We start from the raw sequence: 20,503 nt of genomic DNA, 5'->3' as shown, positions 1-20,503 counted from the left end.
GAGTGTAGTGTATGACTATCAAAGAACTTTTCGCACCGTCCGACATGACGGTGGGAAAGCCGTGGGAAAAGATTGTAGCTTTTACAATCCCTATGCTGATCGGCAACATTGCCCAGCAGCTCTACAACACGGTTGACAGTATTGTGATCGGAAAATATGTCGGGGACAATGCGCTTGCGGCAGTTGGAAGCGCCAGCCCGATCTTAAACCTGCTTCTGGTTCTGTTCGTCGGAATTTCCGTCGGCGCCGGCGTCATGGTGTCGCAGTATTTTGGGGCAAAACAAAGAAAAGAGCTTTCGATGACGATCGGAAACTGCGTCACGCTGACAGCAATTTCTTCCATCATTATTATGATTCTGGGAGCCGTCCTCTCAAGGCCGCTGCTGGAAATGCTGAAAACACCGGATTCCATCATCGACTGGTGTACATCGTATCTGGTGATCCTGATGGTGGGCTGTGCCGGCAGTGCGTACTATAACATTCTATGTGGTATCCTTCGCGGACTCGGCGATTCGATTTCGGCGCTGATTTATCTGCTGGTGGCAACGGTCATCAATATTGTATTGGATATTGTATTCGTTTCCCAGTTCCACATGGGCGTTGCCGGAGTTGCATACGCGACCGTGATTGCGCAGGCAATTTCTGCAGTACTCTGCATGTGGCGTCTGATGCGTATGACCGACATTTTTGATTTCAGACCCAAATATCTGAAAATGAAAAAACAGTATTCGATGGAAATTATCCGCCTTGGCCTGCCGTCCGGTATTACCCAGGCGATCTTTTCCATGGCGATGGTTATCGTACAGTCGCTGACCAACAGCTTCGGTGAAATGGTTATCGCCGCGAACGTTATCATCATGCGTGTCGATGGCTTTGCAATGATGCCGAACTTTTCGTTTGGTACCGCGATGACAACGTATGCCGGTCAGAACGTTGGCGCACGCCGTATGGACCGCGTAGAGCAGGGTGCAAAACAGGGAACACTGATTGCAGTCGGAACCTCAACGACTATTACCCTTTTAATTGTTATTTTTGGCCATCATCTGATGGGAATCTTTACGAATACCACAGAGCTCGTAACATTAAGTGCCAATATGATGAAGATCCTTGCGGTCGGCTATATTGCCATGGCAGTAACACAGTCGCTTTCCGGCGTCATGCGTGGAGCAGGCGATACGATGACCCCGATGTGGATTTCGATGGTTGTTACCGTTGTAATCCGTGTGCCGCTGGCATACGGTCTGGCCTTTCTGACCAGAACGCCGGAGCTGCCAAACGGACGATATCAGGTACTCTGGATTTCCATGCTGGTAAGCTGGTGCATGGGTGCGCTTCTGACGCTGATTTTCTATAAAAAAGGAAATTGGAAAAAGAAAGCACTGACAGGAAGCTCATCCGAAAAATAAAGGAAAAATAAGAGAAAGATGCAGGAAGGATTTGTGAAAAAGAAAATCTTTCCTGCGTTTCTTTTTTTCTTGACATTCCGTGGGCAATCCTTTATACTACTTTAATTGTTAGGATAGGCGGAGTCTATCCTTATTTCAACCGGGAATACTGAAAATACAGCGCATTTCCGGAGAGTTTACAGAATAAAATCAGATATGACTGGATACAGAAACGATAGAAAGGGTGTATAAAATGGAACAGAAAAAAACGATTCTTACCTATGCCGGCCTGAAAAAACTGGAGGACGAGCTTCATGACCTCAAAGTAAACAAACGTAGAGAAATTGCCGGTAAAATCAAAGAAGCAAGAGAGCAGGGAGACCTTTCCGAGAACGCCGAGTACGATGCAGCAAAAGATGAGCAGCGTGACATCGAGGCAAGAATTGAAGAGATCGAAAAAATCCTGAAAAACGCAGAGGTTGTTGTTGAGGACGAAGTAGATTCTGATAAGATCAATATCGGATGTAAAGTAGACGTACTGGATCTGGAGTATGACGAGGAAATCGAGTTCCAGATCGTTGGCTCCACCGAAGCAAACAGCCTGGAAGGAAAAATTTCCAACGAGTCTCCGGTAGGAAAAGCTCTGATCGGCGCGCACAAGGATGATATTGTCGATGTAGAAACACCGGCCGGAATTATGCAGTACAAAGTACTTTCTATCCAGAGAAATATCTAATAAAATACAAAGAAAAGGGAGTGAAGAGATTGGCACAGCAGACACAGGAACAGGACATTAACCACTTACTGAAGGTTCGCCGCGAGAAACTTGCAGAACTGCAGCAGAACGGAAGAGACCCGTTCCAGATTACAAAGTTCGATCAGACACATCATTCGCTTGAGGTGAAAGGTCTTTACGAGGCACATGAGACTGAGCTGTTAAAAGACCGCCAGGAGCCGAACGTAGAGGGAATGGATGAGGAGCAGGCGAAAGAAGCTCTTAAAAAGGATTACGAAGAGAGAAGAAATATCATGGACGCAAGCCCGATCCATGTGGCAATTGCAGGACGTATGATGTTTAAGAGAGTCATGGGCAAGGCCTCTTTCTGCAATATCCAGGATTTACAGGGAAGCATCCAGGTATACGTTGCAAGAGATGCGATCGGAACAGAGTCTTACGCTGATTTTAAAAAATCGGATATCGGTGATATCTTCGGAGTAGAAGGATTTGCTTTCAGAACAAGAACAGGTGAGATTTCTATCCATGCAGAGAAGGTGACACTCCTCTCCAAGAGCTTACAGATCCTCCCAGAGAAGTTCCACGGTCTGACAGATGTAGATACCCGTTACCGTCAGAGATATGTAGACCTGATCATGAATGCAGAGTCTAAAGATACCTTTATCAAGCGTTCCAAGATTCTCAGTGCGATCCGCAAGTACTTAAGCGGAGAAGGATTCATGGAAGTTGAGACTCCAATGCTTGTACAGAACGCAGGTGGAGCAGCAGCAAGACCGTTCGAGACACATTTCAATGCCCTGAACGAAGATCTGAAGCTTCGTATTTCCCTGGAGCTGTACCTGAAGAGACTGATCGTCGGAGGACTCGAGAAGGTATATGAGATCGGACGTGTATTCCGTAATGAGGGTCTTGATACAAGACATAACCCGGAGTTCACTCTGATGGAGCTTTACCAGGCATTTACAGATTACCACGGCATGATGGATCTGACAGAGAACCTGTATCGTTTTGTCGCACAGGAAGTGCTCGGAACGACACAGATCGTATACAAAGGAATCCCGATGGATCTCGGTAAGCCGTTCGAGCGTATCACAATGGTTGACGCAGTGAAGAAATACGCAGGCGTTGACTGGAATGAAGTTGAGACTCTGGAGCAGGCAAGAGAACTTGCAAAAGAGCATCATATTGAGTTTGAAGAGAGACATAAAAAAGGTGATATCCTGAATCTCTTCTTTGAGGAGTTTGTAGAGGAGCATCTGCTTCAGCCGACGTTCGTTATGGACCACCCGGTTGAGATCTCGCCGCTGACGAAGAAAAAGCCAGAAAATCCGGAATATGTAGAGCGCTTCGAGTTCTTCATGAATGGTTGGGAGATGGCAAATGCTTATTCTGAGCTGAACGATCCGATCGACCAGAGAGAACGTTTTAAAGCCCAGGAAGAACTGCTTGCACAGGGCGATGATGAAGCCAATACAACAGATGAAGACTTCATGAACGCATTGGAGATCGGTATGCCGCCGACCGGTGGTATTGGATTCGGCATTGACCGTATGTGTATGCTTCTGACAGGAGCTGAGGCAATCAGAGACGTGCTGCTCTTCCCGACAATGAAATCACAGGGCGCTGCTAAGAACGAAGCAAACAACGCAGCTCAGTCTGGTGCAGCAGCTCCGGCAGAGACAAAAGTAGCTGAGAAGGTTGATTTCTCCAATGTGAAGATTGAACCAATCTTTGAAGAAATGGTTGATTTCGATACATTTGCAAAATCTGATTTCCGTGCAGTTAAGATTCTTGAGTGTGAAGCAGTTCCGAAATCCAAGAAGCTTCTGAAGTTTGTACTGGATGACGGAGAACGCAAGGATCGCGTGATTTTAAGTGGTATTCACGAGTATTACGAGCCGGAAGAACTGGTTGGTAAGACAGCAATCGCTATCGTTAACCTGCCACCGAGAAAGATGATGGGAATTGATTCCGAGGGTATGCTGATTTCAGCAGTACACGAGGAAGATGGTCACGAGGGACTGAACCTTCTGATGGTAAATGACAGAATCCCAGCAGGTGCTAAGCTCTATTAAGATGATGTAAAGATGTACCGTTTTACCAAATAGACGGGACGTACTTCATTTGATAAAAAACTAAAAAAACAGCGATTTACATTAAACTTACATCAATTGATGCAGAAATCGGTGCAAGCAAGGGAAAATCGCATAATTAGTGCAATGGGTGGGCAATTCCAATCGGAGTTGCCCATTTTCTAAAATGAATGGAAATGCAAATCGATATTTAGCGAGGTAAAGATATATGCTTCATTTAGAAAAAGTAAATGGTAATAATGTCTGGGATATCCTGAAACTGACGGTATCGAAATCGCAGAAGAACTTCGTTGCCACCAATGAGATCAGCATCATTGAAGCGTATACTGCAATTACGGGAAACGGTCATGCATTCCCGTTTGGTATATATGATGAGGATAAGCCTGTAGGCTTCCTGATGATTGGTTTTGATGTTGATGATTATTGGACGGATGCACCTGAAATTGCAAAGGGAAACTATAATCTGTGGCGTCTTATGATCGATAAGGCATATCAAAACAGAGGGTACGGAAAAGAAGCGGTCAGCCTTGCATTAGAGTTCATAAAATCTATGCCTTGTGGAGAAGCGGAATACTGTTGGCTATCATATGAACCCGATAATGCAGTTGCCCGTCAGATGTATCGCTCTTTCGGTTTCGAAGAAACCGGTGAAATGGACGGCGAAGAACTGATCGCTGTTCTGAGACTGCAATTAACAACTTCAAGTTTTTGAAACTGAGAAATAGGAAGTTGTGGAGGTAATTATCAATGAGAAATATTTACGATAATAGTGAATTTTTTGCCGCATATGCGGAAATGGGAAGAAGCAAAGATGGTCTGAAAGCTGCTGGAGAGTGGCATCAGTTGCAACCGTTATTCCCTAAATTACAGGGAAAAAAAGTTTTGGATTTAGGATGTGGTTACGGTTGGCATTGCAAATATGCCGCACAAATGGGAGCTACTGAAATTCTTGGTATTGATAGTAGTCAAAAAATGATTGCAAAAGCAGTAGCTGATAACTCTGATGACAAAATCAAGTATAAAGTTTGCGGTGTTGAAGAATACATTTATCCTGAAAATACTTATGACCTAGTTGTTTCTAACCTGGTACTGCACTATATCGAAAATTTAGCTAATGTTTATCAAAAGGTGTATTGCACATTAAAAGTAGGTGGGTATTTCCTATTCAATATTGAACATCCGACTTTCACCGCAGGTGTTAATGAGGATTGGATTTATGATGAAAATGGGAAACCTAAATATTGGCCAATCGACAATTACTATTACCCAGGCGAAAGAGAAACCAATTTTCTTGGTCAACGAGTAATTAAACAGCACCACACATTAACGCAGATATTGAATCCACTTATAAAATGTGGTTTTCAAATTGAGGCTATTGAGGAAGCAATGCCTCCGGCAGATATGATGGGTATGCCGGGAATGTGTAATGAAATGCGTAGACCTATGATGTTGTTGGTTAAGGTTAAAAAGGTTTAATAAACAACTTCTAGTTTGTAGATGCAAATACATAGTAATTATGGTGTAGGGGACAAGGAATTGTTCCTTGCAAATCGCAATTTATAAAGGAGAATATTGATGAACCTATTTTTATGTTCGCACTTTTCAAGTGTAGGAAGTCTGATAAAGGAAGAAGTTGAAAATAAAAAAGTCGCATTTATTCCAACAGCTTCGCTGCGTGAAGGCTACACCGGTTATGTCGGCTCGGCTCGAAAATTATTCAAAAAGTTGGGAGCAATCGTAACTGAAATTGATATTTCAACGGAGGCTTATTCAACGATACAGTCTGTTTTTGAAGATGCGGATGTGATATATTTTACCGGCGGAAATTCTTTTTTCCTTATAGACCAGCTCCGTAAAACGGGAACGGATGAGCTGTTGAAGAAAGAATTGGCAAAGGGAAAACTGATGATTGGTGAATCGGCAGGTGCGATTATATGCGCTCCAAGCATCCAATATATCGAGCAAATGGATGAAAAGCCGGAGGACTACTCACAAGAAGATGATGCAGGGCTTGATTTGATTGATTTCTATGTTCTTCCGCATTATCTTACAGCACCATTTAAGAAAGTTACCGAGAAAATAATGACTGAGTTTTCGGATTTGAATCTATGCCCAATTAACAACCGTCAGGGAATTGTAATTGATGGTGAAGGTTCAAAGGTTATTTGTAAAGACTAATTTGAAAATTCAAGTTTGTCGGACTTACTCTACAATAATCAAAGACCGCTTACATCGTGTAGGCGGTCTATTTTCTTATTCAGAAATATTTGATTTTGAGCTTTCTTTTCTTGGCTGACATTACCTTGCAGAGAACATTGTCAACCCCGTCGGTATATCTGCCTTGTGCTATCAGGCTGTTCTTTAAACGGATAAGTGATTGTATTACTCTGCCATATTCGTCATCATTAAGATAGATGAAGCACTTGAATTGATGGGCAGGTAGACTATATGTATGGAGAAGCACTTTATAAGCCTGAAATGAAAGAAGGAAATCCTATAAGGTTATATAGTTTGGATGAAATCACGGAGATATTCGGTAAATTAGGACTTCGTATTTGTAACAGCTTTGCTGATTTCAGTGGAAAGCCGAGTTCTGATAATGATATTCAATTGATGGTTTATTCCATACGAGAATAAAAATAGAGTAGACGAATTATTTAGCAATCTTCATCAAATCTTTATTTTTTTCTGTTAGGTTATATTTCAGTAAGAAATGAAATATGGAAGGAAGGATAGTAAAGATGGAAATGATGTTGCAGACACAAAATTTGTGTAAATATTTTAGAAAGCAGAAAGCGGTAAATAATGTTTCACTTAATATAGAAAAGAAACAGATTTATGGACTGCTTGGACCGAATGGTGCGGGAAAATCTACCACATTGAAAATGTTGACTGGTATGATGAAACCAACTGCAGGAAAGATTTACTTTGATGGAAAACTTTGGGATAGGAAAGATTTATCAAAAATAGGAGCGTTAATTGAGAATCCGCCTATTTATGAAAATCTTTCCGCCAGAGAGAATTTGAAGGTAAGACAATTATTGCTTGGTACAGATGAAAACAGAATTGATGAGGTCTTGCAGATTGTATCACTTACAAACACCGGAAAGAAGAAAGCAGGACAGTTTTCTTTGGGAATGAAGCAAAGACTAGGCATTGCAATGGCATTGCTTGGAGAACCGGAACTTTTGATATTGGATGAACCTACGAATGGATTAGATCCAATAGGAATCGAGGAATTACGAGAGCTGATCCGGTCTTTTCCGGAACAGGGAATCACTGTAATTCTCTCCAGTCATATTCTCTCAGAGGTACAGTTACTTGCAGATAAAGTCGGGATTATTTCAGGTGGAATCTTAGGATACGAAGGAGCATTAAAGCAGGGAGATAATCTTGAAGATTTGTTTATGAATGTGGTAAGAAAAAACCAGAAAGCAGGTGAAATCCATGGTTAATATTATAAAAGCAGAACATCAAAAAGCCAAAAGAACCATGCGAAAAAAGTTTATCTGGGGATTTCCTCTTCTTACATTTGTCATGGCATTTATATTTACTCTTGGGATGACAAATGCTTATGCAGAAAGTGTTTGGAACTGGTGGTATACACTTTTGCTGCCGGGGATGATTGCTCTATTTTGTTATCTTTCTGTGGCGCAGGAGAAAAAGATAAAATACTATCATTTAATGACTATTCCCACAGATAGAAGAAAATTGTTGCTGGGGAAAATTATTTATATTGGGTACATGATTTTGTTTTCTAATGTGATTGTGTTTGCAGGAGCAACGCTTGGAGGCTTTCTTCTAACGACACATGTTCCAGTTGGAGGAGCGTTGATTGCAGTATTGTTTCTGACGGTTTCTGAGTTATGGGAGATTCCGGTAGCTTTATTTTTAAGTGAACGATTTGGAATGATTGTAAACCTGTTCGTCTGCCTGTTTATTACCGTCAGCGGTGTGGTAATATCACAAACCAGAATCTGGTATGTACTTGTTTCTGCAATCCCTATGCGAATGATGTGCCCGTTGCTTCATGTTTTACCAAATGGACTTGCCGCAGAAGCAGGGAATCCTCTTTTGGATACGGGAGTCATTGTTCCGGGAATGTGTCTCTCAATCATCTGGTTTGTTTTTGTAACGGTTCTGTTTTTGAAATGGTTTGAGAGAAGAGAGGTGAAATAAGATGATTGGAAGATCTCTTAATGCAGACTTGCGAAAGATGAAAGGAACATCTGTGATTCTGGCACACTTACTGATTCCGATTATAACCAGCGTTATATTTTTAATATATTACTTTTTTTCACCATGGAATGAAAATATGAAAGTGATTGCATTTTATCAGGCAATAGGAGCAGGACTTCCGGTACTTATTGGAATTTTTACAGCAAGTGTGATGGAACAAGAACAAAATGCAGGTAATTTTCAAAACCTGTTGTCTTTACCGGATAAACCTGCAGCATTTTTATCGAAACTGTTGATGCTACTGGTTTTGTGTCTGTGCTCTATCCTATTGACAGCAATCATATTCGGAATTGGATTTGGAAGAATCGCATCAAGCGATATCGAAATCATGAAAGGATGTATATTTGCAGCATTGCTGCTGTGGGGAAGCAGTGTTCCGCTTTATCTGTGGCAGCTGATTCTGGCTTTTCAGTTTGGAAAAGGGGTATCCATTGGAGCAGGGATTATATCAGGACTAATTAGTGCATTGATGCTTACCGGACTTGGAGATTATGTGTGGAAATATGTATTTGTCTGCTGGACGGGTAGAGTACCATATACTTATCTGCAATCTGTATTGGGAGAAACTAGTGTAGGTGAATGGTTGTCATTCATACCAGGTTGCTTAATATTTACAGGGATTAGTATGGTATACTATTTTTGGTGGGTAAACCACTGGGAAGGAAACAGAATATCGGAATAGAATCGAGGGAAACTATGGCAAAAATACTGGCAGTTGATGATGAACCGGCAATTTTGGAAATGATAGAAAGCATTTTGAATAAGGATGGACATCTGGTTACCAAAGTAAGTAATCCACTAAAAATTAATATGGAAGAATTACATCGTTATGACCTGATTTTACTGGACATTATGATGCCTGGAATTGATGGCTTCGAATTATGCAAAAGAATTAGGATACTTGTGGATTGTCCGATTTTGTTTCTTACGGCAAAAACGGAGGAAAACAGTCTGGTAAACGGACTTTCTTTAGGAGCAGATGATTATATTTCAAAGCCATTTGGAGTGATGGAACTTCGGGCAAGGATCAATGCACATCTTAGAAGAGAGCACAGGGAACATTCTGTCAGGATGGTTTTAGGGAGAGTCTGCATTCAGATGTCTCAAAAGAAACTGTTGATGGATGATAAAGAACTTCCGTTTACGAAAGCAGAGTACGAAATCTGTGAATTTCTGGCTAAAAACAGAGGACAGGTTTTCTCGAAGGAACAGATATTGGAAGCGGTCTTTGGCTTTGACAATGAGAGTAATGACAGTACTATAATCACGCATATCAAAAATATAAGAGCAAAATTTGCGGATTATGATTATATACCGATAAAAACAGTCTGGGGGATTGGATATAAATGGGAAGAGTAAAGAGAAGCAATGCACTCAGCAGGATTTTTATGAGATATGTACTGGTCATGCTTGGATCATTAGTTGGTTTGGTGATTGTTGCTTATCTGCTGCTGTGCCTTTTGATTAGTGTGGGCTGTATTTATCCGGCAAATTATGCAGAGCAAAAGATTAATGAAGCATATGATACGATTCTACGTGCAGATAAAGTGACTGCTGAGATGATTCCCGCACTTTGTGATTATGTAATCTTTTCAGAGAATGGAGAGAAAATAGGTGGAGATCTGTCAGAACAATACGAACAGATAGCATGGAATGTTGCAAAGTACGGAAACGCATCCGGGAAATATTTTTATAAAGTAATTGTAAGGGAAAATGAATATGTTGTATTGCAATATCGCCTGACACCTCAATATCATTCAGCTTTTTTGAGGGAGCATTTTATAGGACCACAGAATGTGATGAGTATTATGTCTGTGATTGGAGCGGTAGCGATTATCATCATTCCGTCCATACGTTTTGGAAAAAGAATCAAAAAGCAGATGCAGCCTGTATTAGACGCAATCAGACAAATAAAGGATCAAAATCTGGAATATGAGACATCCTGTTCCGGTATCAAAGAGTTTGATGACTGTTTATCGGCAATCGATGATATGCGAGATGCATTGCGAGAATCTTTAGAAAAGCAGTGGAAAACAGAGCAGGAAAAGAAACAACAGATGTCTGCTTTGGCGCATGATATTAAAACACCTCTTACGATTGTACGGGGAAATGCAGAACTACTTTCAGAGACTGAACTGACCACAGAACAGAAGAATAATATCACTTATGTTTTGAACGGCACAACACAGATACAAAGTTATGTAAAACAGTTGATAGATGTCACAAAATCATGGAATTGCAGTGATGTTACCTATACAACGGTGAGGTTAGAAGATTTTTTCGCAGATATAAAGGAACAGGCACTCGGACTGGTAGAAATCTATCACCAGAAGATAGATTGGAAGGCGGAACAAAGTGATAAAAAGGTAACGATTGCTTATGATCCAATGTTCCGAGCCGTAATGAATGTGATTCAGAATGCAGTGGAGCATACAAAAGAAAATGGAATCATTTATATTGACGCAAAGGAGCAGGATGGCCGGCTGACATTCATTGTGGAGGATAGCGGATCAGGATTTACAAAAGAAGCATTATTGCATGGCACAGAGCAGTTTTTTATGGATGACACAAGTAGAAATGGCGAAGCCCATTATGGGATGGGACTATTTTTTGCAAAAACTGTGGCTGAAAAATATGGTGGAGGTATTAAACTTTCAAATTCTGAAAATACAGGTGGGGCGAGGGTAGAAATATTTTTCCTGAGTAGTCAGGAAACAAGCTAAATAGACCGCAATTAAGCTATGTAAAAGAAATTTTACATGCTTTTATCTAATATGTAAAAGTCTTTTGACAGACGTTACTACTACATTTGCTGTAACATCATAGAGGGATTGAACCGTCAATACCTGAAAGTCACAAAAACCAAGAGTGTATTTCCAAGCGATACAGCACTGGAAAAGATGCTGTATCTTGCCAGCGAAAACGTAGTCAGGAAATGGACACAGAGATATCGGAACTGGGATCAGGTGTTGAATCAGTTGATTGGCTTGTATGGAGAACGGCTTACCAACTGTCTGTAGAGAAAAGAAAAGCAGGAATGGATTTGCTCCAAAGCTGACCATTCCCGCTTCCTTTCTATTCCGTCGGCAATTCTGGTATAGCAGTCTTTTGCTTTTTTTAATAAGCTCTCTTTATGATTTCATTCATATGCTGTGTAGCTTCAAAGCGAATTCGCTCTTCATCTAATGTAAGTACCTCACGATTTTTCATAACAAGCTTTCCATTGATGATGGAATCGATTACATCATGTCCATTTGCAGCATCTACAATAGTATTTACAAGATTCTGAGTTGGTGTAATATGCGGCTGATCAATATTTAAAAGAATCAGATCAGCTTTCTTTCCTTCTTTTACAGATCCCAGAATATCGCCATGTCCGATAGCATTTGCTCCTCCCTGAGAAGCCATTTTCAAAAGAGTCGGGCAGGTCATAACTACTGGATTAAAAGAAGGAAGTCCCCAATAAGCCAGCATAGAATAACGCAGAACCTTCATCTCATCGAAAATATCCAGGTTGGAAGGAGCAGCTCCATCACAACCCAAACCTACACTTGCACCAGCTTCCAGAATCTGAGGAGCCTTCGGGAAGCCATGATTTGCCAGGTTGGCTCTTGGACAATGGATCATTTTTACTCCTCGTTCTGCCATCAATGCAATATCATGGTCTGACAGCATAACATTATGTGCGGTCAGAAGATTTGGACCCAAAATTCCCATTTCATCTAAAAATTCAGCAGGACGTTTTTGATAATTTTGCAGGCAAAAGCTAACTTCATCTTTATGCTCACATAAATGTGCATGGATGCCTGTATGAAGTTCTTTGGCACATTCACCTACCATGGTGATGAGATCTCTGGAGCAGGTCATTACCTGACGAATAGCAAACCAGATATCCACACGGCCATCGCCGGCTCCCTGATAGTTCTTATACAGCTCTTTTGTATGGTCTATAGCTTCAGATGCAGTTTCCTTCATTGCGCCTGTAATAGCATTGCCCATATCCATTGTGGATTTCGCTATTGCGGCTCTCATGCCGGATTCTATAACTGCATCAGCTACACGCTCCATATGTACACCGCCGGAATCAGCAAAAGCAGTAGTTCCGTTTTTGATCATTTCCAGACAGGCTAACTGTCCGCTGACGTAAGAATCTTCCGGGAGAAGATTGCTTTCAAAGGGAACTAGGAAACGAGTCCAAACCATAGGATATTCATCAGCAACACGACCTCTTAACAGCTGCTGACAGGTATGTGTATGACCGTCTATTAAACCTGGCATAACAAGCTTACCTTTTCCATCAAGTGTTTCTGTGGCAACACTATCAACGAATTCATCTGCTGAACCGATTTTTTTAATCCAAGTGTCTTTAATTCCTACTGAACAGGTGGATGAAACGCTCATATCAGGATTCAGAACCTGACAATTTTTGATTAAAATATCATAGTTTTCCATAATTTACCTCATTTCATCTCATATGATTGTTAAATGGCTCCTGTCATTTTCAAAACAATGTCTGCAACAAGAGCGGAGAATATAAAGGTTCCGGTAATTACAAATAAAGTGATCAATACCAGCTTCCATCCCATTTTTGCAAAATCCTTTAAATCTTTTCCAAGAGAAATACCGGCAAATGCACCAAGTGCTGTAGCCGGAGCTAAAAATGCAACAGGAGTTGTAGTTCCAACTACGATATCTTTTACCGGAGAAACAGGACATGCAAGAAGCAGCCCGAGAAGGGATACATACATCATAGAAGGAAGCTTAACAAATCGGCTCATAAATTTACTTATAGTAAGACCGATAAGAGAAATAGCACTCAGTAAAAGAACTCCAATAATGGAATCTTTTACAGGCATTTTGTAACCAATTACATTTGTAAGTATTATAATCACAGACACCATGAGAAGCAGTCCAAGCTGCTGTACGAAGTATTTTCTGACCATTTATTTAACCTCCTGATTATTTTTGCGTCCAATCTTAGGCTCTAAAATTGCGTATAATTTTTTTGCAAGAGGAAGGCCTACGAAAGTACCCATGTAAATTCCGGTAATACCGGTCAGCATATCACTGGCACCACCCATAATCATAATATTTTCTGCCTGCTGTGGGTATATTTCACCTAATGTTCCGGCAGCAGCAGTCATCATGGATCCACTTCCTACTCCACTGGCCATACCAAGAGCAATAGGATCGAAAATATTCCAGGAAGCTACAACGCTTGCAAGAATGCTGATAAATACTGTTCCGATTACAGAACCTACGATATAAACTGCAAAGGTTCCTTTTGTTTCCGGAGCGTCCGGTCCAAAAATATCTGTAGTTAATCCAAGGTTTGAATCACGGTTAATTGAGTAACATGCACCAATAGATTCCTTCTTTAAACCAAGCAATAATGCGAGAGGCATAGATAAAAGAATCGTTCCAAGGTTTCCGAATTCCTGAAGAAGTAATGCAGGACCCACTGAAACCAGTTTTGCAAGATTTGCACCGGAAGAAATGCCCATTTTTGCCATAAAAGGTGCCAAAACCACAAGGACCAGACTTCCGCCTATTTTACATTCCTCAGTTTTGAATACTTTAAAAATATCCGGCCCTAAAAGCCCTCCGAATATGACGGCAAACACCATCGGAAACAGAGTAAGTGTACCAACGCCAATGTTAAGCTTAACGGTTCCGATCAGATCACAGACTGCGGAAATGACCAGAGCGGCAAGGTAAATTTTCCAGTACTTTTTGATGACAATCTTTAGTTTTTCCATATAAGAAACTCCTTCCTTTTTTTCTGCGCAGGTGCGTAGTAATTTACGTTGTAAGTATAACATGAGAGCTGGTTTCTGCGAACATACAAAAAAGCGATGGGAAGCCATCGCTTTTTTCACTATATCAAGAAAGGTGTTTTCTCACTGCATTATTTTTTTATAAGAAAATCGTCGGATCTTTATCTATATAAAAACAGCTTCATTCTGCATTAAAAGCTCCACAAAACGGCTGGCGGTATCAGAAAGTGTATGCTTTTGACGCAAAATCCATCCTATCTCAAGGCGAACTCCGTTTTTGACAGGCAGAGAAATAATGTCGCTGTAATTACTATCAAAAGATCTGTAACCACTTCCAATAGCAAATCCATGGCAATAACGCATAGCAGAATAGGAAGCTGCCCGGTCAGAAACATGGATTATTTTTTTTACCTGATAATTTGGAATGATAAGATCAGTATAAGCAGGGTTCGTGTCAGGTGAACGATCATAAGAAATAAAAGGATATTGTATCATTTCTTCAATATTAATTTCCTGGCTATTGGCAAGTGGATGGTTTTGGCATATGTAAGCATGAGCTGTCTGATAAACAATGTGATTAAAAATAATACCACGATTTCTTAATTCCTGAATCATCTGTCCTTTGCTATGCTCTGTGAAAAAAATAATTCCCAAATCGTCCAGTCCCCGTTCTACGCGATCCAGTACTTCTGAGGTACGGCATTCATAAAAACCACAGTGATAGGAACCATAGCTTTCATTTAACTTATTGATGACAGAAATAAAAGAGGCCATGCCGCAAATGTGATGCTGGGCAGAAACGGACAGACCTAAAGGCCGTTTTTTGGAACCGTTATATTTCTCATCCAGGTAGTCAAGACGGCTTAGAATTCCCTTAAACTCAATTAAAAGCTCTTCGCCGCTTCTGGTAAGACGTACGCCTGTGCTTTCTCTTATAAATGCAGTAATGTCATATGTGTTTTCTATTTCCTTAATAGCGCTGGAAATGCTTGATTGAGCTGTAAACAAACGCTTGGCTGCTTCACTGATAGAGCCGGACTCAGCTACGCTGATAAAATATCTTATTTGCTGCAGTGTCATATAAGGTCTCCTTTTTTAATCATCTGGATTCTCTTACGGTTATAAACCAGATGCAGATACATGGCATCCTGTGCCCGGAGGGGCTCATGAGCTGCAATGGCATCTGCAATCTCACGGTGAGTCTCGATGGTTTCTTCTGGCAGTGCACCTCCGGTGGTTTCTACAAAGAGAGGAATTGAGCTGTTGATCACAGGAACCAGTCTTGGAACTACAACATTTTTGCTGCTTAAAGCGATAGCTGTATGGAATTCGATATCCTTTTGCGTATGATCTTCGTGATTCCTTAACAATTCTTCAACCTCATCGCAAAGCGCAGTGATTTTTTTGATATCTTTTTTGTCAGCATGTGTGGCGGCCATTGCTGCAATAGATGGCTCAAGAAGAAAACGGACCTCCAAAAGATCGTTGATCAGCTTTTGCTTGTTGCCGATGAAGGTAAAGCCAAGAGGGCCCTCCACCATTCCGGGAGAGGAGGCAATATAGGTACCGGAACCCTGACGGATCGTAACAATATTTCGGGAAGCGAGAAGCTTCATGGCTTCGCGCACAGAACTTCGTCCTGCATTCAGACGTTCCGACAGAATGGTTTCATTAGGCAGCTTATCTCCTGGCTGTAAGTTTTCTTCCAAAATAAGTGCAATAATGTCTTCTGATATTTTTTGAGGAAGGCTTTTTTCTTCAGATAACAAATGCATCGTATGATTTGCTCCATTTCTAATAGTTATCGTTCTTGTTTCCTATGATAATGTGTTTCGGGTTCAATGTCAAAATGCTAAAATGTACAAAAACAGATACAAAAATTTAGACAAAATTCCAGCATTGCATTTTTGATGAATAGAATACATGAAAAATACATCAGATAAATTTAAAGGAAAAATGCATTAAATACGGGTAAGAAGGGTATAAGCACAAAAATAGATCAGATGAATTCATAAGAGAAAGGTAAAACATCAGATGAATCAAGGAGGTATGCGTCAAGTTAATGCAAGAATTATCGTGATACATTCTTTTGTATTTGGATTGAGTATTTTTCTTTCCCTGATTGTCAAAAGTAATGGATGGAATGTATAATATTGTTAATGATCCAGAGATATTTATTTTGGAAACAGCTTAATAAATTTGGAGGTATAAAATGAAAGCACATAAGTATTGGTCAATCGGAGCGTTAATTACTATGATTGGAACTTTTTATACTGGATATAAAGGATCCAAATCAGGTCATAGGTATTTTGCGTGTAGCACTCTTATATGTATGATCATGTCTATGTATACGGGACATAAAATGATTTCAGGTAATAAAAGAACAAGAAAACAGGTGGAAAATACAAAAGCGGAGGAATAGTAAATGTTAGAGTTAGGAAAAAAAGCACCGGACTTTGAATTGCCGGATCAGAATGGAGAAATGCATAAATTAAGCGATTATGCAGGAAAAAAAGTGATCTTATATTTTTATCCAAAGGATGATACACCAGGATGTACGAAGCAGGCATGTGGCTTTTCTGAGCGTTATCCACAGTTTACTGAGAAGGGAGCTGTTATTCTCGGAGTAAGCAAGGACTCTGTAGCGTCTCACAAGAGATTTGAAGAAAAATACGGACTGGCATTTACGCTATTAGCAGATCCGGAGCGTAAAGTTATTGAAGCATATGACGTCTGGAAAGAAAAGAAAAATTATGGAAAAGTATCTATGGGTGTAGTAAGAACTACATATCTTATTGATGAGCAGGGAATCATTATAAAGGCAAATGATAAAGTCAAGGCGGCAGATGATCCTGAAAATATGCTTAAGGAATTGGCATAATGAAGATTATTTTATCACCTGCAAAAAAGATGATTGTAGATACCGATAACTTAGCACCGGTTGAACTGCCTGTCTATATTGATAAGACAGCAGAAGTATTAAACTGGATGAAAAGCAAATCAAAAGAAGAACTGAAAGCTATCTGGAAATGTAATGACAAGATTGCAGAGCAGAACTTTAGCAGATTGGAAAATATGGATCTTTATAACAGGCTTACTCCGGCTGTTTTAGCATATGAAGGGATTGCATTTCAATATATGGCACCATCTGTGTTTGAAATCCAACAGTTTGAGTATTTGCAAAATCATTTAAGAATCTTGTCTGCGTTTTATGGCATTTTAAAACCAATGGATGGTGTGACTCCTTATCGTCTTGAAATGCAGGCAAAGGTTGGAATTGGAGATGCAAAAAATCTGTATGAGTACTGGGGAGAATTGTTATACCGCTCAGTAATTGATGACAGCAGGATTATCATTAATCTTGCATCAAAAGAATACTCAAAATGTATAGAAAAGTATCTGACATCACAGGACAGATATATTACGATTGTATTTTGTGAGTTATCCGGAGATAAATTGGTAACAAAAGGTACCTATGCCAAGATGGCTCGTGGTGAAATGGTCAGATTCATAGCGGAAAATAATATTGAAAATCCGGTGGAGATTCAGAAATTTGACAGACTCGGATATTCATTTAGGTCTGATTTATCTTCAGATTCAGAATATGTATTTGAACGCAAAATAAAATAGTTATTCAGGTAAAAGATGCTCAGTTTGACAGCTTTTGTAATAATGAGAATTATTACTATTTTTATTGACGACAGGATAATAGTGGTATATAGTACTTATTAAGAACTAATCCTAATAATGAGGACGAATGACAAGTAGGAGAAATACCATTCAAAAAGATCTCGTAAGAAATACCGTATACGAAATGAGAAGACACGTTACGGCAAATGAAGTGTATGAATTTATAAAAGAAGCATATCCAACAATTGGAAAAGGAACTGTATATAGAAATCTTGATATATTGGTAGAGGAAGGTGCATTAAGAAAGGTTGAAGTTCCGAATGGACCGAACCGATTTGATTTTACATTGAAAAATCATTACCATGTAAGATGTATAAAGTGCGGTGAAATTTTTGATGTGGATATGGATCAAATACCGGATTTACTGGAAAGAATTCATAACACTCATGGAATTGAATTTGTGGATTATGATATTTCATTTAAAGGCATTTGCCCGAAATGCAGGGAGAAGGTAAAGGAGGAACAGCATGGATAGGAAAGCAATGTATAAGTTGAGTTATGGACTGTTTATATTAACCGCTAAAGAAGCAGAAAAAGATAACGGATGCATCATTAATACAGCCATTCAGGCAGCTTCGGAACCAAACCAGTTAAGTATCTGTGTAAATAAGGCAAATTATACGCATGATATGATTCAAAGAACCGGAAAATTTACTGTATCAGTCTTAAGTCAGAAGGCACAATTTGAATTGTTCAAACATTTTGGCTTCCAATCAGGAAGAGATACCAATAAGTTTGAAGCCTTTGAGCAGTGTGCCAGGGGCACAAATGGTATTTATTATATTACAGAAGGTACAAATGCATACATTTCTGTGACAGTTACTAAAACAGAGGACTTGGGTTCACATACGATGTTTATCGGTGAGATAACCGATATGGAAGTTTTAAGCAATGTTCCTTCAGTAACATATGATTATTATCAGAATAATATTAAGCCTAAGCCACAGGAGGTTGGAAAAACAGAGGACAGTCAGACAATATGGCGTTGCAGAATTTGCGGATATGAATATGTAGGCGAGGAATTACCAGATGACTTTATATGTCCTTTGTGCAAGCACCCGGCATCAGATTTTGAAAAAGTAGTAAAGAAAACGGAGGTAAAAGAGATGGCAGCAAACAAATATGCAGGAACACAGACAGAGAAGAATTTACAGGAGGCATTTGCGGGGGAATCACAGGCAAGAAATAAGTATACCTATTTTGCTTCTGTAGCGAAAAAGGAAGGTTACGAGCAGATGTCAGCATTGTTTTTAAAGACTGCAGATAATGAGAAAGAACATGCAAAGATGTGGTTCAAGGAATTAGCAGGAATTGGTGATACAAAGGAAAACCTGGTGGCAGCGGCAGAAGGCGAAAATTATGAGTGGACAGATATGTATGATGGCTTTGCTAAAACAGCTGAGGAAGAAGGATTCCCTGAGCTTGCAGCAAAATTCAGGGCAGTAGGTGAGATTGAGAAGCACCATGAGGAAAGATATCGTGCACTTCTTAAGAATATTGAAACTTCACAGGTATTTGAAAAGAGCGAAGTTAAGGTATGGGAATGCCGTAACTGCGGACATATTGTGGTAGGAACTAAGGCGCCTGAAGTATGTCCGGTATGTAATCATCCACAGAGCTATTTTGAAGTACATGAAGAGAATTATTAAGGAGATGAGATTATTACGAAGAAGAAAGTGATTAATTCAAAGAAGCAGTAATGATAGGCTGTGGCTTTGTTGGTTCTGCATCGGTATTTGCTCTGATGCAGAGTGGCTTGTTTACAGAGATTAAGTGATAATTCTTTTGAAATGAAGCTATGGGAGATTATCCCAAGACAAAAACAGGTTTTTGATTGGAAAACGTGTAAAAATGTCGCAGATTTTTTTGCAAAGATTGTAGATTATAAATCTTCTTTTACAAGCGATAATAATCTGATGAAAACAATGATCATCAGGTGCTTCAAAACATCTTTCCAATTTGGTGCAGGCAGATATTATTGAACCAGTATCCGGTCACGGAAAAGGAAAATATAAATTCAAGAAGTAGTTTAGGTATTGTAAAATTTCCACTCGATGAGTGGAAAATTTGCTTATCCAATGCGTCGTAAAACCCCTTGCTTCAGCTATGGGGATATAAGACGCGTCCATCGAATTTACGCAAGTAATTGAAGATGGACAAAATAACAATTGTGTTAATTGATAAAACATTGTATAATACAAACATGAACACAACATATAAATCAAACAATAATGTCGTCTATTCCTGTAAATACCATGTAGTATGGTGCCCCAAATATAGACGAAAAGTATTAACGAACGGTGTAGATGTCCGGCTGAAGGAGCTGCTCACAGAGTATGCTGCAAATCTTTCTGTAGACATTCTGGAAATGGAGATCATGCCGGATCATGTTCATATGCTGCTGGAAGTAGATCCTCAGTTTGGAATCCACAAAGCTGTAAAATCGTTCAAAGGCTATACGTCCAGAATTTTAAGACAGGAATTTCCCCATCTCAAAACGAAAATGCCGACGCTCTGGACAAACAGCTATTTTGTATCTACCGTTGGCGGTGCCCCGCTGGAAGCAGTAAAACAGTATATCGA

Annotated in this window: 23 protein-coding genes and 2 pseudogenes; 20 read left to right on the top strand and 5 right to left on the bottom strand. The window is 39.9% G+C overall.

Annotation, left to right across the window (positions count from 1 at the left end):
• Window positions 1-11 precede the first annotated feature (11 nt).
• The 13 genes and pseudogenes from DW915_RS10130 to DW915_RS10065 form a co-directional block, all read left to right on the top strand.
• Window positions 12-1,406, top strand: coding sequence for an MATE family efflux transporter (locus DW915_RS10130; protein ID WP_117510127.1), 1,395 nt, complete (start codon window positions 12-14; stop codon window positions 1,404-1,406).
• A 232-nt stretch (window positions 1,407-1,638) separates the two neighbouring features.
• On the top strand, window positions 1,639-2,121 hold the full coding sequence (gene greA / locus DW915_RS10125; RefSeq protein WP_022461080.1) for a transcription elongation factor GreA: 483 nt from the start codon (window positions 1,639-1,641) through the stop codon (window positions 2,119-2,121).
• 29 nt (window positions 2,122-2,150) lie between these two features.
• Window positions 2,151-4,196 carry a lysine--tRNA ligase gene (gene lysS / locus DW915_RS10120; protein WP_118742071.1) on the top strand — a complete coding sequence of 682 codons (2,046 nt, stop codon included), beginning with the start codon at window positions 2,151-2,153 and terminating at the stop codon, window positions 4,194-4,196.
• Window positions 4,197-4,422: 226 nt separating this feature from the next.
• On the top strand, window positions 4,423-4,926 hold the full coding sequence (locus DW915_RS10115; protein ID WP_022461045.1) for a GNAT family N-acetyltransferase: 504 nt from the start codon (window positions 4,423-4,425) through the stop codon (window positions 4,924-4,926).
• 35 nt (window positions 4,927-4,961) lie between these two features.
• Entirely contained in the window at window positions 4,962-5,690 is a 729-nt protein-coding gene (locus tag DW915_RS10110) for a class I SAM-dependent methyltransferase (RefSeq protein WP_055225707.1), read from the top strand.
• A 99-nt stretch (window positions 5,691-5,789) separates the two neighbouring features.
• The gene (locus tag DW915_RS10105) at window positions 5,790-6,392 is read left to right on the top strand and encodes a Type 1 glutamine amidotransferase-like domain-containing protein (protein ID WP_118742070.1); all 603 of its coding nucleotides are present in this window, start codon (window positions 5,790-5,792) and stop codon (window positions 6,390-6,392) included.
• 270 nt (window positions 6,393-6,662) lie between these two features.
• Window positions 6,663-6,851 (top strand): hypothetical protein, encoded by a 189-nt coding sequence (locus tag DW915_RS10095; protein ID WP_055040005.1) that lies wholly within the window; start codon window positions 6,663-6,665, stop codon window positions 6,849-6,851.
• Between the two features lie 104 nt (window positions 6,852-6,955).
• Window positions 6,956-7,669 (top strand): lantibiotic protection ABC transporter ATP-binding protein, encoded by a 714-nt coding sequence (locus tag DW915_RS10090; protein ID WP_055225704.1) that lies wholly within the window; start codon window positions 6,956-6,958, stop codon window positions 7,667-7,669.
• Window positions 7,662-8,393, top strand: a complete 732-nt coding sequence (locus DW915_RS10085; RefSeq protein ID WP_004853398.1) for a lantibiotic immunity ABC transporter MutE/EpiE family permease subunit — start codon at window positions 7,662-7,664, stop codon at window positions 8,391-8,393. Before DW915_RS10090 ends, DW915_RS10085 begins: the two co-directional genes overlap by 8 nt.
• 1 nt (window position 8,394) lies before the next feature.
• Complete coding sequence (locus DW915_RS10080; RefSeq protein ID WP_055040007.1) at window positions 8,395-9,135, top strand: lantibiotic immunity ABC transporter MutG family permease subunit; 741 nt, start codon at window positions 8,395-8,397, stop codon at window positions 9,133-9,135.
• Between the two features lie 14 nt (window positions 9,136-9,149).
• Window positions 9,150-9,812, top strand: a complete 663-nt coding sequence (locus tag DW915_RS10075) for a response regulator transcription factor (RefSeq protein ID WP_117890902.1) — start codon at window positions 9,150-9,152, stop codon at window positions 9,810-9,812.
• Window positions 9,800-11,176, top strand: coding sequence for a sensor histidine kinase (locus tag DW915_RS10070; protein WP_118742069.1), 1,377 nt, complete (start codon window positions 9,800-9,802; stop codon window positions 11,174-11,176). Before DW915_RS10075 ends, DW915_RS10070 begins: the two co-directional genes overlap by 13 nt.
• 90 nt (window positions 11,177-11,266) lie before the next feature.
• Window positions 11,267-11,473 (top strand): annotated as a pseudogene (locus DW915_RS10065) (transposase); the annotation flags it as partial.
• Between the two features lie 97 nt (window positions 11,474-11,570).
• Here the strand turns inward: DW915_RS10065 and DW915_RS10060 are convergent.
• From DW915_RS10060 to DW915_RS10040, 5 genes are all read right to left on the bottom strand, one after another.
• Complete coding sequence (locus tag DW915_RS10060; protein ID WP_118666921.1) at window positions 11,571-12,905, bottom strand: amidohydrolase family protein; 1,335 nt, start codon at window positions 12,903-12,905, stop codon at window positions 11,571-11,573.
• A 29-nt stretch (window positions 12,906-12,934) separates the two neighbouring features.
• Window positions 12,935-13,396 carry a hypothetical protein gene (locus tag DW915_RS10055; protein ID WP_118666920.1) on the bottom strand — a complete coding sequence of 154 codons (462 nt, stop codon included), beginning with the start codon at window positions 13,394-13,396 and terminating at the stop codon, window positions 12,935-12,937.
• Window positions 13,397-14,212: a DUF3100 domain-containing protein gene (locus tag DW915_RS10050; protein WP_021925174.1), complete on the bottom strand. Its 816-nt coding sequence runs from the start codon at window positions 14,210-14,212 to the stop codon at window positions 13,397-13,399.
• Between the two features lie 183 nt (window positions 14,213-14,395).
• Entirely contained in the window at window positions 14,396-15,310 is a 915-nt protein-coding gene (locus DW915_RS10045) for a LysR family transcriptional regulator (protein ID WP_118742068.1), read from the bottom strand.
• Window positions 15,307-16,005, bottom strand: a complete 699-nt coding sequence (locus DW915_RS10040) for a FadR/GntR family transcriptional regulator (protein WP_118742067.1) — start codon at window positions 16,003-16,005, stop codon at window positions 15,307-15,309. The genes DW915_RS10045 and DW915_RS10040 overlap by 4 nt, the downstream gene beginning before the upstream one ends.
• Window positions 16,006-16,442: 437 nt before the next feature.
• On the opposite strand from DW915_RS10040, the gene DW915_RS16115 reads away from it, so the two are divergent.
• The 7 genes and pseudogenes from DW915_RS16115 to tnpA all read left to right on the top strand — a co-directional run.
• Window positions 16,443-16,652, top strand: coding sequence for a DUF6219 family protein (locus DW915_RS16115; protein WP_021737557.1), 210 nt, complete (start codon window positions 16,443-16,445; stop codon window positions 16,650-16,652).
• A 3-nt stretch (window positions 16,653-16,655) separates the two neighbouring features.
• Window positions 16,656-17,111 (top strand): thioredoxin-dependent thiol peroxidase, encoded by a 456-nt coding sequence (gene bcp, locus DW915_RS10030; protein WP_118742066.1) that lies wholly within the window; start codon window positions 16,656-16,658, stop codon window positions 17,109-17,111.
• Window positions 17,111-17,860, top strand: a complete 750-nt coding sequence (gene yaaA / locus DW915_RS10025; protein WP_118742065.1) for a peroxide stress protein YaaA — start codon at window positions 17,111-17,113, stop codon at window positions 17,858-17,860. The genes bcp and yaaA overlap by 1 nt, the downstream gene beginning before the upstream one ends.
• Before the next feature lie 127 nt (window positions 17,861-17,987).
• On the top strand, window positions 17,988-18,395 hold the full coding sequence (locus tag DW915_RS10020; RefSeq protein WP_055225693.1) for a Fur family transcriptional regulator: 408 nt from the start codon (window positions 17,988-17,990) through the stop codon (window positions 18,393-18,395).
• Window positions 18,388-19,008: pseudogene (locus DW915_RS16460) on the top strand (flavin reductase); the annotation flags it as partial. The gene DW915_RS10020 and the pseudogene DW915_RS16460, both read left to right, overlap by 8 nt.
• A gap of 18 nt (window positions 19,009-19,026) precedes the next feature.
• Complete coding sequence (gene rbr, locus DW915_RS16455) at window positions 19,027-19,569, top strand: rubrerythrin (protein ID WP_005426680.1); 543 nt, start codon at window positions 19,027-19,029, stop codon at window positions 19,567-19,569.
• A gap of 554 nt (window positions 19,570-20,123) precedes the next feature.
• Window positions 20,124-20,503: IS200/IS605 family transposase (tnpA, locus tag DW915_RS10005; RefSeq protein WP_118742107.1), on the top strand; the 380-nt coding region annotated here is incomplete at its 3' end.

It is taken from the genome of Blautia sp. AM42-2 (genome assembly GCF_003480245.1).
Taxonomy (GTDB): Bacteria; Bacillota; Clostridia; order Lachnospirales; family Lachnospiraceae; genus Fusicatenibacter; species Fusicatenibacter saccharivorans.
Note: the sequence above shows the minus strand (reverse complement) of the source record. Positions and strands in the feature narration are given on the sequence as shown.

What these genes read in the sequence shown, in the direction of transcription:
- DW915_RS10105 (WP_118742070.1), top strand. Translation starts at nt 5,790, where the DNA reads ATGAACCTATTTTTATGTTCGCACTTTTCAAGTGTAGGAAGTCTGATA.
- DW915_RS10020 (WP_055225693.1), top strand. Translation starts at nt 17,988, where the DNA reads ATGACAAGTAGGAGAAATACCATTCAAAAAGATCTCGTAAGAAATACC.
- DW915_RS10130 (WP_117510127.1), top strand. Translation starts at nt 12, where the DNA reads ATGACTATCAAAGAACTTTTCGCACCGTCCGACATGACGGTGGGAAAG.
- DW915_RS10045 (WP_118742068.1), bottom strand. Translation starts at nt 15,310, where the DNA reads ATGACACTGCAGCAAATAAGATATTTTATCAGCGTAGCTGAGTCCGGC.
- rbr (WP_005426680.1), top strand. Translation starts at nt 19,027, where the DNA reads ATGGCAGCAAACAAATATGCAGGAACACAGACAGAGAAGAATTTACAG.
- DW915_RS10080 (WP_055040007.1), top strand. Translation starts at nt 8,395, where the DNA reads ATGATTGGAAGATCTCTTAATGCAGACTTGCGAAAGATGAAAGGAACA.
- DW915_RS10040 (WP_118742067.1), bottom strand. Translation starts at nt 16,005, where the DNA reads ATGCATTTGTTATCTGAAGAAAAAAGCCTTCCTCAAAAAATATCAGAA.
- bcp (WP_118742066.1), top strand. Translation starts at nt 16,656, where the DNA reads ATGTTAGAGTTAGGAAAAAAAGCACCGGACTTTGAATTGCCGGATCAG.
- greA (WP_022461080.1), top strand. Translation starts at nt 1,639, where the DNA reads ATGGAACAGAAAAAAACGATTCTTACCTATGCCGGCCTGAAAAAACTG.
- DW915_RS10090 (WP_055225704.1), top strand. Translation starts at nt 6,956, where the DNA reads ATGGAAATGATGTTGCAGACACAAAATTTGTGTAAATATTTTAGAAAG.
- DW915_RS10115 (WP_022461045.1), top strand. Translation starts at nt 4,423, where the DNA reads ATGCTTCATTTAGAAAAAGTAAATGGTAATAATGTCTGGGATATCCTG.
- DW915_RS10085 (WP_004853398.1), top strand. Translation starts at nt 7,662, where the DNA reads ATGGTTAATATTATAAAAGCAGAACATCAAAAAGCCAAAAGAACCATG.
- DW915_RS10110 (WP_055225707.1), top strand. Translation starts at nt 4,962, where the DNA reads ATGAGAAATATTTACGATAATAGTGAATTTTTTGCCGCATATGCGGAA.
- DW915_RS10060 (WP_118666921.1), bottom strand. Translation starts at nt 12,905, where the DNA reads ATGGAAAACTATGATATTTTAATCAAAAATTGTCAGGTTCTGAATCCT.
- yaaA (WP_118742065.1), top strand. Translation starts at nt 17,111, where the DNA reads ATGAAGATTATTTTATCACCTGCAAAAAAGATGATTGTAGATACCGAT.
- DW915_RS10075 (WP_117890902.1), top strand. Translation starts at nt 9,150, where the DNA reads ATGGCAAAAATACTGGCAGTTGATGATGAACCGGCAATTTTGGAAATG.
- DW915_RS10050 (WP_021925174.1), bottom strand. Translation starts at nt 14,212, where the DNA reads ATGGAAAAACTAAAGATTGTCATCAAAAAGTACTGGAAAATTTACCTT.
- DW915_RS16115 (WP_021737557.1), top strand. Translation starts at nt 16,443, where the DNA reads ATGAAAGCACATAAGTATTGGTCAATCGGAGCGTTAATTACTATGATT.
- DW915_RS10095 (WP_055040005.1), top strand. Translation starts at nt 6,663, where the DNA reads ATGTATGGAGAAGCACTTTATAAGCCTGAAATGAAAGAAGGAAATCCT.
- DW915_RS10070 (WP_118742069.1), top strand. Translation starts at nt 9,800, where the DNA reads ATGGGAAGAGTAAAGAGAAGCAATGCACTCAGCAGGATTTTTATGAGA.
- DW915_RS10055 (WP_118666920.1), bottom strand. Translation starts at nt 13,396, where the DNA reads ATGGTCAGAAAATACTTCGTACAGCAGCTTGGACTGCTTCTCATGGTG.